Here is a 12452-nt window from a genome sequence, read left to right as displayed (position 1 = left end):
GACCGGCCCCGGCGGACGCCGGATCACCGCCGCAGCGGGTGAGGTTCACGTCTCATCTTTTGAGCGTTCGAATGGACGGCCCCCGGGACCCCTTAATGTTGTCTCCGTGACCGTGAACGCCAATACCTCCGCCGCCGGTGGCAACACCTGGCGAGACCTTCCCGCGGCGCAGCAGCCCGAGTACCCCGACTCCGAGGCCCTGCGCGATGTGCTCGCGGACCTCGCGTCGTATCCGCCGCTCGTCTTCGCGGGCGAATGCGACCAGCTGCGCGCCCGCCTGGGAGCCGTCGCCCAGGGCGAGGCGTTCCTGTTGCAGGGCGGCGACTGCGCCGAGGCCTTCGACGCCGTGTCCGCCGAGCACATCCGGGCCAAGCTGAAGACGCTGCTCCAGATGAGCGCCGTCCTGACCTACGCGGCCTCCGTGCCGGTGGTGAAGGTCGGCCGCATCGCCGGGCAGTACTCCAAGCCCCGCTCCAAGGGGACCGAGACCCGCGACGGCGTGACCCTGCCGACCTACCGCGGCGACTCGGTGAACGGCTTCGCCTTCACCGAGGAGGCCCGCATCCCGGACCCGCAGCGGCTGAAGCAGATGTACCACGCGTCCGCCTCCACGCTGAACCTGGTCCGCGCCTTCACCACCGGCGGTTACGCCGACCTGCGCCAGGTCCACGCCTGGAACCAGGACTTCGTGAAGTCCTCGCCCTCCGGCCAGCGCTACGAGGCCCTGGCCCGCGAGATCGACAACGCGCTGAACTTCATGAAGGCCTGCGGCACCGACCCGGCCGAGTTCAAGGCGGTCGAGTTCTACGCCTCGCACGAGGGGCTGCTGCTGGACTACGAGTCGGCCCTGACCCGTACGGACTCGCGCACCGGCGAGCTGTACGACACCTCCGGCCACATGGTCTGGATCGGTGAGCGCACCCGCCAGATGGACGGCGCGCACATCGAGTTCGCCTCGAGGATCCGCAACCCGATCGGGATCAAGCTCGGCCCGACGACCACCGTCGACGAGGCCCTCGGCTACGTCGAGCGCCTGGACCCCGAGCGCGAGCCGGGCCGGCTGACCTTCATCGTCCGCATGGGCGCCGACAAGGTCCGCGACAAGCTCCCCGCGCTGGTCGAGAAGGTCACCGCCTCCGGAGCGACCGTCGCCTGGGTGACCGACCCGATGCACGGCAACACCTTCGAGGCGGCGTCCGGCCACAAGACGCGCCGCTTCGACGACGTCCTGGACGAGGTCAAGGGCTTCTTCGAGGTCCACAAGGGCCTCGGCACCCACCCGGGCGGCATTCACGTGGAGCTGACCGGCGACGACGTCACCGAATGCGTGGGCGGCGGCCACGAGATCTTCGTGGACGACCTCCACCAGCGCTACGAGACGGCCTGCGACCCCCGGCTCAACCGCAGCCAGTCCCTGGACCTGGCCTTCCTGGTCGCCGAGATGTACCGCGACCAGTAGCCGTCCGCCGGACGCACCTGTGGGGCACGGATCCATGTGATCCGTGCCCCACAGTCCGTATCCGGGCTTTTCCCCGTCTCGCCGGACGGGTAAGGTTAGGTTAGCCTCACCGACTGAGAGCGGGGCGGCGCCAGAGACCGACCCGTAGGGAGGTGACCCGCATGTACGTCTGCTCCTGCTTCGGCATCACCGAGGCCCAGGTCAAGAAGCATGCGGACGCCGGCGCCTGCACCCCCCGCCAGATCGCCTCCGCCTGCAAGGCCGGGACGGACTGCGGCGGCTGTGTGCGCCGCATCCAGGCCCTGCTGGGTCGCGGCGACTGCCCGCGCCGCGACCTGCGCGAACAGCGGCAGGAGCCCGTCGTCGCCGTCGCGCACCCGGGCACCGCACCCGTCGCGGCCCCGGTCGGCGCGGCCGTCGCCGTGATCGGGGACGTGCGCCTCACCGACGCCGCCTGAGCGGTTCAGCTCTCCGGCTGCTCGATCAGCTGGGCGATGTAGAGGGGCTCACCGAGCTTCTCCACCAGCTCCAGCTGGGTGTCGAGATAGTCGATGTGGTGCTCCTCGTCCTCGAGGATCGACTCGAAGATGTTGGCGGACGTGATGTCGCCCTTGGCGCGCATCACCTCGATACCGCGCCGGAGCCGGTCGATCGCCTCCACCTCGACCTGGCGGTCCGCCTGGAACATCTCGGTGACCGTCTGGCCCACCCGGACGTGGAACAGCCGCTGGTAGTTGGGCAGTCCGTCCAGGAACAGGATGCGGTCGGTGAGGATCTCGGCGTGCTTCATCTCGTCGAAGGACTCGGCCCGGGTGTACTTGGCGAGCTTCGTCCAGCCGAAGTTCTCCTGCATCTTCGCGTGCAGGAAGTACTGGTTGATCGCAGTCAGTTCGGCGGTCAGCTGCTCATTGAGAAATTCAAGGACCTCGGGGTCGCCCTGCATGGCAGAGGCTCCTTCCAACCGGTGATCGATCTGGCAAGTTGGCCAGATCCTCGCACCGCGCCCAGCGGCCGTCCAGTAAGTGCATGCTTAGTACGAGTTGCCCTGGTGGGGGTCCGTCCTGGTCATGACCACCACGGCCTGTCTGTCACCATGGAGACATGGGTCAGCCGGAGAACCGGGAGAGTCGCGCGGCGGAACAGTCGGAGCTTCCACCAGGACAGCGACTGCAGCGCGGATGGCCGGTCACCCACTACGGGCCCGTCCCCAGGTTCAAGCCCGACCGGTGGGAGTTCCGGGTCTTCGGGGCCACCGCCGACGGCGACAAGCACTGCTGGAACCACCAGGACTTCACCGCTCTGCCGTTCTCCTCGGTCGTCGCCGACCTGCACTGCGTGACGAAGTTCAGCATGCTCGGCGCCGAATGGGGCGGCGTCCTCGCCCGTACGGTCCTCGACCTGGCACCGCCCGCACCCGGCGTCACCCATGTGATGGTGTGGGCCGAGTACGGCTTCTCCTCGAACCTCCGGCTGGCGGACTTCGCCTCCGAGCGCACCCTCTTCGCCACCCACAAGGACGGCGAGCTGCTGACCGCCGAGCACGGCTTCCCGATGCGCCTGGTCGTCCCGCACCTCTACGCCTGGAAGGGCCCGAAGTGGGTCCGGGGCATCGAGTACATGACGGCGGACCGGCGCGGATTCTGGGAGGAGCGGGGATACCACAACATCGGCGACCCCTGGCGCGAGCAGCGCTACTCCTACCAGGAGGGACCCGGCGACGGCCCGGAGCTCTAGGGGGCGTCGTCCCGGAAGCTCTAGGGGGGGCGCTCCGGGCGACGACGGTGGTTCGACGACCGGTCCTAGGATCTGTCGTCCCGGAAGCTCTCCCGCAGCTCCTTCAGGCGGGCCACATCCGCCGCGTGCCCCTCCTTGCCGCCGGGCGTCTCGATGACCAGGGGCACGCCCTGGGTCGCCGGGTGCGCGAACAGCTCCCGGAAGGGCTCCGCCCCGATGTGCCCGGCGCCGATGTTCTCGTGCCGGTCCTTGTGGGCGCCCACCACGTCCTTGGAGTCGTTGGCGTGGATCAGCTTCAGCCGCCCCTCGCCGACCGTCCCCACCAGCAGGTCCAGCGTCTGCCGCATCCCGGCCGGGCCGGTCAGGTCGTGGCCGGCGGCGAAGATGTGACAGGTGTCCAGGCAGATCCCCAGCTTCGGGTGGGAGTCCAGAGCCTCGAAGTAGGGCCCGAAGTCCCAGGTCCGCGAGCAGAGCGAGGAGCCCTGGCCCGCGGTCGACTCCAGCAGCAGGTCCGGGTCGCCGTCCCGGGTCAGCTCGTCCAGCAGCGGCCGCATCCGCTCCCGCACCTGGGCCAGTGCCTCGGCGCGCGGCCGCCCGCCGGTCGCCGAGCCGGTGTGCACCACCACCCCCCGCGCACCGATCTCCCGGGCCCGGCGCAGCGAGTGGCGCAGCGACTCCACGGACCGGTCGACGGTGGCCTCGGTGTGCGAGCCGAAGTTGATCAGATACGGGGCGTGCACGTACGCCGGGACGGAGCCCGCCGCGCACGCGGCCCGGAACAGCTCGTCCTGGACCGGGTTCCCGGCCGGTGTCGCCCAGCCGCGCGGGTTGGCCACGAAGACCTGCACGGTCTCCGCCGCCAGCTCCCGGGCGTACTCCAGGCCGGTCTTCGCCAGGCCGCCCGCCACCGGGACGTGTCCGCCCACCGGATTGCGCATACCGCTCTACAGCCCCTTGGTCCTGATCGTGATGGTGGAGCCCTCGGGGGCCTGTTCGCCGCCCTGCACGGACTGGCGGGCGATGGTGTCGCTGAAGGAGAGGAACGGCCGCTCGACCTTGACCGCGAACCCCGCCTCCTCCAGGGCGGACCGCGCCGCGCCGACGTCCCGTCCGGTGACGTCGGGGACGTCCAGCATCCGGGGGCCCTGGGAGACGGTCAGCTCGACCGTGTCGCCCTCGGCGGCCTCGGCGCCCTTGCCGGGGGACTGCTCGGCGACGTTCCCCGCGTCCTCGGGGGAGTGGACCCGGCCGGGCAGCACCTCGGCCTTCAGCCCCTCGGCCGCCAGCTCGGCGGTGGCCTCCCGGGCGGAGAGCCCGGTGACGTCCGGGACGTCGACGGGGCTGCCCTTGCTGACGACGAGCGCCACCGCCGTGTCGGGGCGCCGGTCGGTGCCCGCGCGCGGGTCCGTGCGGATCACCTCGCCCCGCGCGACGTCCTCGCTGAACTCCCGGGTCACCATGCCCGGGGCCAGGCCCACCTCCTTCAGCGAGCGCCGGGCGTCGGCGAGGGAGCCGCCCGCCACATCGGGGACCCGCACGATCTCCGGGCCGCGCGAGACGACCAGCTGGACCGAGCCGTTGCCCCGGATGCGGTCGCCCGGGGCGGGGTCGCTGCTGACGACCTCGCCCCGTTCGACCGTGTCGCTGAAGACCCGCTCCACGCCCTTCAGCCCGAGCCCGGCGTCCGTGATCCGCTGCTCGGCGGCCTGCTGGGTCTGCCCGAGCAGCGAGGGGACCTGGGTGAACTGCCCGGAGCTGATGTACCAGACGCCCGCCCCGACGCCCAGGGTGAGCAGCACCGCGGTGAGCACGGTGATCAGTCTGCGGTGCGGACCGGCGAACGGCCCGCGGCGGCGCGGCCCGCGCCGCCGCGCGGGCTCCGCGGGCGGCATCTGGAGGCGGCTGGTGCGGTGCACTCCGCCGTCCTCGCCGGGCCCCTCCGCCGGGAGGGCCCGCGCGATCACGCTCGTACGGTCGTCCGCGCCGTCGTGCGCCTCCGACAGCGCCCGCGGCGGCAGGGCGTCCAGCTCGGCCTCGGTCAGCGCGGCACGGGCCTCCCGGGCTTCGGCCAGCAGCAGCACCGCGTCGTGCGGGCGCACCTCGGGGGTGCGGGCGGTCGCGCTCGCCACCAGGGAGTCCAGCGCCACCGGGAGCCCCGGCACGGCCGCCGAGGGGGCCGGGACGTCGGAGTTGAGGTGCTGGTAGATCACCTGGGCGGCGTTCTCACCGGTGTGCGGCTTGGCGCCGGTCAGCATCTCGTACAGCAGGACCCCGCAGGCGTACACGTCGCTGCGGGTGTCGGCCGAGCCGTGCTCGATCTGCTCGGGTGCCAGATACGACACCGTGCCCAGCAGCGAACCGGTGGTTTCCGTGGCCGTGCCGACCGCCCTGACCAGGCCGAAGTCGGCGACCTTGACCCGCCCGTCGTCCCCTATCAGGACGTTCTCCGGCTTCATGTCGCGGTGCACGAAACCCGCCCGGTGCGCGGCGCCGAGCGCCGCGAGGACCGGCTCCAGGATGTCCAGGGCCGCCCGGGGCTTGAGCGCCCCGCGCTCGCGCAGCACATCGCGCAGGGTGCAGCCCGCGACGTACTCCATCGCGAGATAGACGTACGCGCCCTGGGCGCCCTGGTCGAAGACCGCGACGACGTTGGGGTGGGCCAGGCGGGCCACCGACTTGGCCTCGCGGATGAAGCGCTCGACGAACGAGACGTCGACGGCGAGCGCCGGGTGCATCACCTTGACGGCGAGCACCCGGTCCAGACGGGTGTCCACGGCCCGGTAGACCGTGGCCATCCCGCCGACGGCGATGCGCGCCTCTATGCGATACCGGCCGTCGAGCAGCTGCCCGACGAGAGGGTCTTGGAGGGTCGTGTCCACCTGGAGATTCTACGAGCCGCCCCCGGCAGCGCGGGCGGGCCGGGGCACTCCCGGTGCCGTTCTGGAGCCGATCCGTGACAGGTACACGTCCCAGCTGGGGGCGGGGGAGGCCTCAGAACGCCGGGCGCTCCGGATCCAGGACCGCCCGCCCGGCCCGCGGTGAGGAGGGCTCGGCGAAGTGGCGGCGCGGAATCCGCCCCGCCCGGTACGCGAGCCGGCCGCCCTCCACCGCGTGACGCATCGCACCTGCCATCAGCTCCGGCTCCTGCGCCCGGGTCACCGCCGAGGCCAGCATCACCGCCGCGCAGCCCAGCTCCATCGCCTGCGCCGCGTCCGAGGCCGTCCCGGCCCCGGCGTCGAGGATCACCGGCACCCCGGCCCGCTCGATGATCAGCGCGAAGTTGTGCGGGTTGCGGATGCCGAGCCCGGAGCCGATGGGGGAGCCCAGCGGCATGACCGCCGCGCACCCCACGTCCTCCAGCTTCCGTGCCAGCACAGGGTCGTCGTTGGTGTAGGGCAGCACGGTGAACCCGTCGTCGACCAGGATCTCCGCCGCGTCCAGCAGTTCGACGGGGTCGGGCAGCAGGGTCCGCTCGTCGGCCACCACCTCCAGCTTCACCCAGTCGGTGCCCAGCGCCTCCCGGGCCAGCCGGGCGGTCAGGACCGCCTCGCCCGCGGTGAAGCAGCCCGCCGTGTTCGGCAGGACCCGGATGGAGAGCCGCTCCAGCACCGAGAGGACCGACCCCTGCACGGTCGGGTCGAGCCGCCGCATCGCGACCGTGGTCAGCTCGGTCCCCGAGGCGATCAGCGAACGCTCCAGCACCTCCAGGCTGGGCGCCCCGCCGGTGCCCATGATGAGCCGGGAGCCGAAGGTGGCCGGTCCCAGCGTGAAGACGTCGTCGGACATGGTCAGCCTCCCTGCACGGCGGTGAGCACTTCGACACGGTCGCCCTCGCCGAGCGGGGTCGTTGCCCACTCGCCGCGCGGGATCACGCTCTCGTTGACGGCGGCGGCGACCCCGGAGCGGGCCGGGGTCAGGGTGGCGACGAGGGTGTCCAGGGCGGTCCCGGCGGGGACGGCGCGCGCCTCGCCGTTCACCGATACGGAAACGGTGGCGGCGGTGGATTCCGGTCCGGTGGACTGCGGGGTCATACGGGCTGCTCCTGGGGTGCGGGGGCGGTGGGCTCGAAGCGGCCGGGGGTGAAGGGGCGGGCCACCTCGGGCAGCTCGCCGGTGGCCAGGGCCTCGGCCAGGGCGTCGCCGGTGAGAGGGGTCAGCAGGACGCCGTTGCGGTGGTGGCCGGTGGCGAGCAGGAGACCGGGCAGGGCGGTGGGGCCGAGGAGCGGCGCGTTGTCGGGGGAGGCGGGGCGCAGACCGGCCCGGGTCTCGGTGAGCGGCAGCTCGGTGATCCCGGGGACCAGCTCGTGGGCGTCGCGCAGCAGTTCGTACACCCCGCCCGCGGTCACCGTGGTGTCCCAGCCCATCTCCTCGCTGGTGGCGCCGACGACCAGCTCGCCGTTCTCGCGGGGGACGAGGTAGAGGTGACCACCGCGGACCACGGCGCGCACGGTGCGGCTGAGGAAGGGGGCGTACGCCGGGGGCACGGTGAGCCGGAGCACCTGGCCCTTGACCGGGCGGACCGGCGGCACGACGTCCGGCGGGAGCCCCGCGAGGCGGCCGCTGAGGCTGCCCGCTGCGAGCACCACCTGATCGGCCGCGCAGTCTGTGTCGTCGCCGAGCGCGGCCCCGGCGGCCCGGCCGCCGGACACCGTGAGCCGCTCGGCGGTCGCCCGGCGGAAGACCACCCCGGCCCGTTCGCACGCGGTCAGCAGGGCCGCGGACAGACGGCGGGGGTCCACCTGGTGGTCGCCGTCGACCCGCAGTCCGCCTCGGACGCCGGGGGCGAGCATCGGCTCCAGACGGCGGCACTCCCGGCCGTTCAGCCAGACCGACTCCAGGCCCGCGCGCTCCTGGAGGGCGTGCAGCTCGCGCAGATGCGCCCGGTCGTCGGCGTCCAGCGCGACGGCGAGGGTGCCGCAGGCCCGGAACCCGGTGTCCCGGCCGCTCGCCTCCTCCAGCTCGGCCACGAACGCCGGGAAGCGGGCGGCGGAGGCGAGGTTGAGGCCGAGCAGCGTCTCCTCGCCGTAGTGCAGCTCGGTGACGGCGGCGAGCATGCCCGCCGCGACCTGGGCGGCCCCGCCGCCCGGCTCGGGGTCGGCCACGGTGACGGCCGCCCCGCGCTGGGCGGCCCGCCAGGCGGTGACCAGGCCGATGACGCCGCCCCCGATGACGAGGACGTCGGACCCCGGGGCTCTCCCCGGGGCGCGTGAGGCGCCGCTGATGGCAGGCATACGTCTCCAGCCCCTCCCTTCGCCGGCATGACCCGGAGCAGGTTCGTACGGTCGGAGGCCGTCCAGCCTCCCTCTCAGCCCGGTGCGTCCGGGCTCCCGCGAGTGTTCTACCGTGCAGCCTAGACCCACCCGCCCACAGCCCAGTAGGGGAGCAGCCGTCATGGCCCGTTCGCTCGACGGACTCGTCCTCTCCCCCGTCGCCGACCAGACCCCGGGCCAGGTCGGCACCCGCACCCGCTTCTCGTACCACGAGCGGGAGGGCCGGATCTGGGCCGAGTACGCGGGCGGCGACGTGGAACGCGGCCACCTCGTCGGCACCCGCGAGGGCGACGTGCTCGACTTCCGTTACGTCCAGCTCACGCGGGACGGGACGACCTCGTCCGGGCACTGCGTCTCCACCGTCGTCGGTCTGCCGGACGGCCGGGTGCGGCTGGAGGAGCGCTGGGCGTGGGAGTCCCAGGAGGGCAGCGGGACGAGCGTGGTGGAGGAGACCCATTCCTGACGGTATGTCAGGTGATTAAGGTGGACGGGTGAGCGAGCAGCAGACGGAGAAGAGCCCGGCCCGCGACGTGGTGATCGTCGGAGCGGGCATGGCGGGCGTCCAGAGCGCCGTGGCCCTGCGGGAGGCGGGCTTCACCGGACCCGTCACCCTGATCGGCGCCGAGCCCCACCAGCCCTACGACCGCCCGCCGCTGTCCAAGGCGGTGCTGCTCGGCGAGGCCGGGGACTCCGCCTTCGACATCGACTTCGCGGCCCTGGACATCACCCTGCGCCTCGGCCTGGAGGTCACCGCCCTGCGCGCCGCCGACCGCGTCCTGGACACCGCGCGGGGCCCCGTCCCCTACGACGTCCTGGTCCTCGCGACCGGCGCGGAGCCCGTCACCCTGCCCGGCGCCGACGGCGTGCCCGGTGTCCATCTGCTGCGCACCCTCGACGACGCCGCCCGGCTGCGGCCCGTCCTGGACCGGCAGGACGACGTGGTCGTCGTCGGGGCGGGCTGGATCGGCGCGGAGTTCGCCACCGCCGCCCGCGCCGCGGGGTGCGCGGTCACCGTCGTCGAGGCCGCCGCCCGCCCGCTCGCGGGCGCCCTGCCCGCCGAGGTGGCCGCGCCCATGGCCCACTGGTACGCCCAGAGCGGCGCCGAACTCCTCACCGGCGTCCGGGTGAACCGTGTCGAGGAGGGGGCCGTGGTCCTCGCCGACGGCCGGACCCTGCCCGCCGGGGCCGTGGTCGTCGGCATCGGCGCCCGCCCCGCCACCGGGTGGCTCGCCGGGTCCGGGGTCGCGCTCGGCCCGGACGGCTCGGTCCTCGCCGACAGCGCGCTGCGCACCTCGCTGCCCGATGTCTACGCGGTCGGCGACTGCGCCTCCTTCCCCTCCGCCCGCTACGGGACCCGCCTGCTGGTCCACCACTGGGACAACGCCCTCCAGGGCCCGCGCACCGTGGCCGCCGCGATCCTCGCCGCCGGGACCGGCGAACCGATGCCCGTCCACGACCCCGTCCCGTACTTCTGGTCCGAGCAGTTCGGCCGCTTCGTGCAGTACGCGGGCCACCACACGGACGCCGACACCCTGCTGTGGCGCGGCGACGGGGACGACGCCGCCTGGTCGGTGTGCTGGCTGCGCGAGGGCGCGCTGGTCGCGGTGCTCGCCGTGGGCCGCCCGCGCGACCTCGCCCAGGGCCGCAGGCTCATCCAGTCGGGAGCCGCGCTCGACCCGGAGCGGGCCGCCGACCCCGCCGTGCCGCTCAAGTCCGCCGCCCTGTGACCACCCCGTACCGGGCCGGGCCCCGCCCCGTACGGCCGGGCCCGGGTACCGGCTGTCAGTCCCAGGTGGCACGCTTGTCCCTGTGACCGAGATTGACGCAAAGACCGATGCTCTCGTCCCCGCCTGGCTCCACCTTCCCGACATCGCGGAGATGCTCGATGTCGAGGTGACGCGTGTGCGGCAGCTGGTCAAGGAGGGCCAGCTCATCGCCGTACGCCGCGGTGAGAACCGGACGCTCCAGGTGCCCGCCGCCTTCATCGACGGCACCAAGGTGGTCAAGGGCCTGTCCGGCACCCTGACCCTCCTGAGGGACGACGGCTTCACCGACGAAGAGATGCTGGAGTGGCTCTTCACCCCCGACCCGACCCTGCCCGGCACCCCCGCGCAGGCCCTGAGCGAGAATCGCGGTACGGAGGTGAAGCGCCGGGCCCAGGCGCTCGCCGTCTGACCGGCACGACCGACAGGGGGGAGCGGGCCGCCGGACGCGGCCCGCACCCCGCCACGACCACGGGGGAGTCTCACCATGTCCACGCCGCGCGAGCAGCTGTCCGACGCCCGGCTCTACCTGTGCACGGACGCCCGCAAGCGCCAGGGGGATCTCCCGGCCTTCCTCGACGCCGTGCTCGCCGCCGGCGTCGACATCGTCCAGCTGAGGGACAAGGGCATGGAGGCCGCCGAGGAGCTGGACCACCTCGCGGTGTTCGCCGACGCCTGCCGCAGACACGGCAAGCTGCTCGCCGTCAACGACCGCGCGGACGTGGCCCACGCCGTCGGCGCGGACGTGCTGCACCTCGGGCAGGGCGACCTGCCGGTGCCCGCCGCTCGGGCCGTCATCGGCGCCGGCCCGCTGATCGGCCGCTCCACACACGCCGAATCCGAGGTCGACGCCGCCGTCGACCAGGACGGCGTGGACTACTTCTGCACCGGCCCCTGCTGGCCCACCCCCACTAAGCCCGGCCGCCACGCCCCCGGCCTCGGCCTGGTGCGCTACGCCGCGTCGCTGGACCAGCCCCGCCCGTGGTTCGCCATCGGCGGGATCGACGCGGACAACCTCGACGAGGTGCTGGACGCCGGAGCCCGCCGGATCGTCGTCGTCCGGGCGATCACCGGGGCGGACGACCCGGCCGCCGCCACCGCCGCGCTGGCACGACGCGTCCGGGCCCGCGCGCACTGACGTTCCGCACCCCGGCGGAGAAGATCGTGCACCCCGGACCGCTGATTCTCCCGCCGGTCGTCCGAGGAGTGGACAACAGTCCGGCAAAACAAGACAAACTCCTTCGCCCCGGTTGGGCGAGCGACCACCCCCTGGTTAACCTCGCCCTATGGCCCTCGGCACCCCCTCCACCAGGACGGACCACGCGCGCACGGTGCGTGACCTGCTCGCGTCCGGCAAGACCTCGTACTCCTTCGAGTTCTGGGCGCCCAAGACCGAGAAGGGCGAGCGGAACCTCTGGAACGCGCTGCGCCGGGTCGAGGCCGTGCGCCCGAGCTTCGTCTCGGTGACCTACGGTGCGGGCGGCTCCACCCGCTCCGGGACGGTCAAGGCCACCCAGGAGATCGCCGCCGACTCCACGCTCACCCCGGTCGCCCACCTCACCGCGGTCAACCACTCGGTCGCCGAACTGCGCAACATGGTCGGCCAGTACGCCGACGCGGGCATCAGGAACATCCTCGCGGTCCGCGGCGACCCGCCGGGCGACCCGATGGGCGAGTGGGTCGAGCACCCGCAGGGCGTGAAGTACGCCGCCGACCTCGTGCGGCTCATCAAGGAGGCGGGCGACTTCTGCGTCGGTGTCGCCGCGTTCCCCGAAATGCACCCCCGGTCCACCGACTGGGAGACCGACATCGGTCATTTCGTCGACAAGTGCCGCGCCGGAGCGGATTACGCGATCACCCAGATGTTCTTCCGCCCGCAGGACTATCTCCGGATGCGTGACCGGGTGGTCGCCGCGGGTTGTGAGACTCCGGTGATCCCCGAGGTGATGCCGCTCACCAGCGTGAAGCAATTGGAGAAGTTCTCCCAGCTCAGCAACGCGACCGTGCCCGAGTCGCTCAAAGAGCGCATCCACGCGGCCAAGGACGATCCGGCCGCTGTACGCTCCATTGGCATCGAGTTCGCAACGGAGTTCTGCGCGGAGTTGCTGGCCGAGGGTGTCCCCGGACTGCACTTCATCACGCTCAACAACTCGACGGCTACGCTCGAAATCTACGAGAAACTCGGACTGCACAAGCAGTCGTGACCGGCCGTACCCGCCCCCGAGCG

General features: G+C 72.8%; 14 protein-coding genes and 1 riboswitch. Of the genes, 8 read left to right on the top strand and 6 right to left on the bottom strand.

The features are described 5' to 3' along the window. Positions 1-112: 112 nt before the first annotated feature. Positions 113-1459 (top strand): class II 3-deoxy-7-phosphoheptulonate synthase, encoded by a 1347-nt coding sequence (locus ACIRRU_RS18030; protein ID WP_363204501.1) that lies wholly within the window; start codon positions 113-115, stop codon positions 1457-1459. Between the two features lie 161 nt (positions 1460-1620). Continuing rightward, on the top strand, positions 1621-1917 hold the full coding sequence (locus ACIRRU_RS18025; protein ID WP_403681420.1) for a bacterioferritin-associated ferredoxin: 297 nt from the start codon (positions 1621-1623) through the stop codon (positions 1915-1917). A gap of 5 nt (positions 1918-1922) precedes the next feature. Here the strand turns inward: ACIRRU_RS18025 and bfr are convergent, their stop codons facing one another. After that, a complete protein-coding gene (gene bfr / locus ACIRRU_RS18020) occupies positions 1923-2402 on the bottom strand; it encodes a bacterioferritin (protein WP_363204467.1) in 480 nt (159 codons plus the stop codon). Between the two features lie 158 nt (positions 2403-2560). Between bfr and ACIRRU_RS18015 the strand changes: the two genes are divergently transcribed. Next, complete coding sequence (locus tag ACIRRU_RS18015) at positions 2561-3193, top strand: sulfite oxidase-like oxidoreductase (protein WP_363204466.1); 633 nt, start codon at positions 2561-2563, stop codon at positions 3191-3193. A gap of 65 nt (positions 3194-3258) precedes the next feature. On the opposite strand, the gene ACIRRU_RS18010 is transcribed toward ACIRRU_RS18015, so the two are convergent. The 5 genes from ACIRRU_RS18010 to thiO all read right to left on the bottom strand — a co-directional run bounded on the left by ACIRRU_RS18010 (position 3259) and on the right by thiO (position 8423). Beyond that, positions 3259-4131 (bottom strand): deoxyribonuclease IV, encoded by an 873-nt coding sequence (locus ACIRRU_RS18010; RefSeq protein WP_403681417.1) that lies wholly within the window; start codon positions 4129-4131, stop codon positions 3259-3261. Between the two features lie 6 nt (positions 4132-4137). Next, positions 4138-6072, bottom strand: a complete 1935-nt coding sequence (gene pknB / locus ACIRRU_RS18005; RefSeq protein WP_403681415.1) for a Stk1 family PASTA domain-containing Ser/Thr kinase — start codon at positions 6070-6072, stop codon at positions 4138-4140. Between the two features lie 112 nt (positions 6073-6184). Then, the gene (locus ACIRRU_RS18000) at positions 6185-6979 is read right to left on the bottom strand and encodes a thiazole synthase (protein ID WP_403681414.1); all 795 of its coding nucleotides are present in this window, start codon (positions 6977-6979) and stop codon (positions 6185-6187) included. A gap of 2 nt (positions 6980-6981) precedes the next feature. After that, positions 6982-7224 (bottom strand): sulfur carrier protein ThiS, encoded by a 243-nt coding sequence (thiS, locus tag ACIRRU_RS17995; RefSeq protein WP_403681411.1) that lies wholly within the window; start codon positions 7222-7224, stop codon positions 6982-6984. Further along, entirely contained in the window at positions 7221-8423 is a 1203-nt protein-coding gene (thiO, locus tag ACIRRU_RS17990) for a glycine oxidase ThiO (protein ID WP_403681408.1), read from the bottom strand. Before thiO ends, thiS begins: the two co-directional genes overlap by 4 nt. Then, a riboswitch (TPP riboswitch) is annotated at positions 8421-8533 on the bottom strand. It overlaps the preceding gene by 3 nt. Positions 8534-8583: 50 nt before the next feature. Between thiO and ACIRRU_RS17985 the strand changes: the two genes are divergently transcribed. The 5 genes from ACIRRU_RS17985 to metF all read left to right on the top strand — a co-directional run bounded on the left by ACIRRU_RS17985 (position 8584) and on the right by metF (position 12429). Continuing rightward, a complete protein-coding gene (locus ACIRRU_RS17985; RefSeq protein WP_403681405.1) occupies positions 8584-8925 on the top strand; it encodes a hypothetical protein in 342 nt (113 codons plus the stop codon). Between the two features lie 28 nt (positions 8926-8953). Next, positions 8954-10189 (top strand): NAD(P)/FAD-dependent oxidoreductase, encoded by a 1236-nt coding sequence (locus tag ACIRRU_RS17980; RefSeq protein ID WP_403681402.1) that lies wholly within the window; start codon positions 8954-8956, stop codon positions 10187-10189. An 82-nt stretch (positions 10190-10271) separates the two neighbouring features. Further along, positions 10272-10637 carry an Rv2175c family DNA-binding protein gene (locus tag ACIRRU_RS17975; RefSeq protein ID WP_363204459.1) on the top strand — a complete coding sequence of 122 codons (366 nt, stop codon included), beginning with the start codon at positions 10272-10274 and terminating at the stop codon, positions 10635-10637. A 75-nt stretch (positions 10638-10712) separates the two neighbouring features. Beyond that, a complete protein-coding gene (gene thiE, locus ACIRRU_RS17970; protein WP_403681399.1) occupies positions 10713-11363 on the top strand; it encodes a thiamine phosphate synthase in 651 nt (216 codons plus the stop codon). Between the two features lie 148 nt (positions 11364-11511). Continuing rightward, positions 11512-12429 (top strand): methylenetetrahydrofolate reductase [NAD(P)H], encoded by a 918-nt coding sequence (gene metF, locus ACIRRU_RS17965; protein WP_403681396.1) that lies wholly within the window; start codon positions 11512-11514, stop codon positions 12427-12429. Positions 12430-12452: the final 23 nt, after the last annotated feature.

Source organism: Streptomyces sp. NPDC101181 (assembly GCF_044767975.1).
Classification (GTDB): domain Bacteria; phylum Actinomycetota; class Actinomycetes; order Streptomycetales; family Streptomycetaceae; genus Streptomyces.
The sequence above is the reverse complement of the archived record's forward strand: the minus strand, read 5'-3'. Positions and strand labels throughout refer to the sequence as shown.

Bases quoted from the DNA above. Each gene is read 5' to 3' on its own strand.
- thiS (WP_403681411.1), bottom strand. From the start codon at position 7,224: ATGACCCCGCAGTCCACCGGACCGGAATCCACCGCCGCCACCGTTTCC.
- ACIRRU_RS18025 (WP_403681420.1), top strand. From the start codon at position 1,621: ATGTACGTCTGCTCCTGCTTCGGCATCACCGAGGCCCAGGTCAAGAAG.
- ACIRRU_RS17985 (WP_403681405.1), top strand. From the start codon at position 8,584: ATGGCCCGTTCGCTCGACGGACTCGTCCTCTCCCCCGTCGCCGACCAG.
- thiO (WP_403681408.1), bottom strand. From the start codon at position 8,423: ATGCCTGCCATCAGCGGCGCCTCACGCGCCCCGGGGAGAGCCCCGGGG.
- metF (WP_403681396.1), top strand. From the start codon at position 11,512: ATGGCCCTCGGCACCCCCTCCACCAGGACGGACCACGCGCGCACGGTG.
- ACIRRU_RS18015 (WP_363204466.1), top strand. From the start codon at position 2,561: ATGGGTCAGCCGGAGAACCGGGAGAGTCGCGCGGCGGAACAGTCGGAG.
- ACIRRU_RS18010 (WP_403681417.1), bottom strand. From the start codon at position 4,131: ATGCGCAATCCGGTGGGCGGACACGTCCCGGTGGCGGGCGGCCTGGCG.
- thiE (WP_403681399.1), top strand. From the start codon at position 10,713: ATGTCCACGCCGCGCGAGCAGCTGTCCGACGCCCGGCTCTACCTGTGC.
- bfr (WP_363204467.1), bottom strand. From the start codon at position 2,402: ATGCAGGGCGACCCCGAGGTCCTTGAATTTCTCAATGAGCAGCTGACC.
- ACIRRU_RS18000 (WP_403681414.1), bottom strand. From the start codon at position 6,979: ATGTCCGACGACGTCTTCACGCTGGGACCGGCCACCTTCGGCTCCCGG.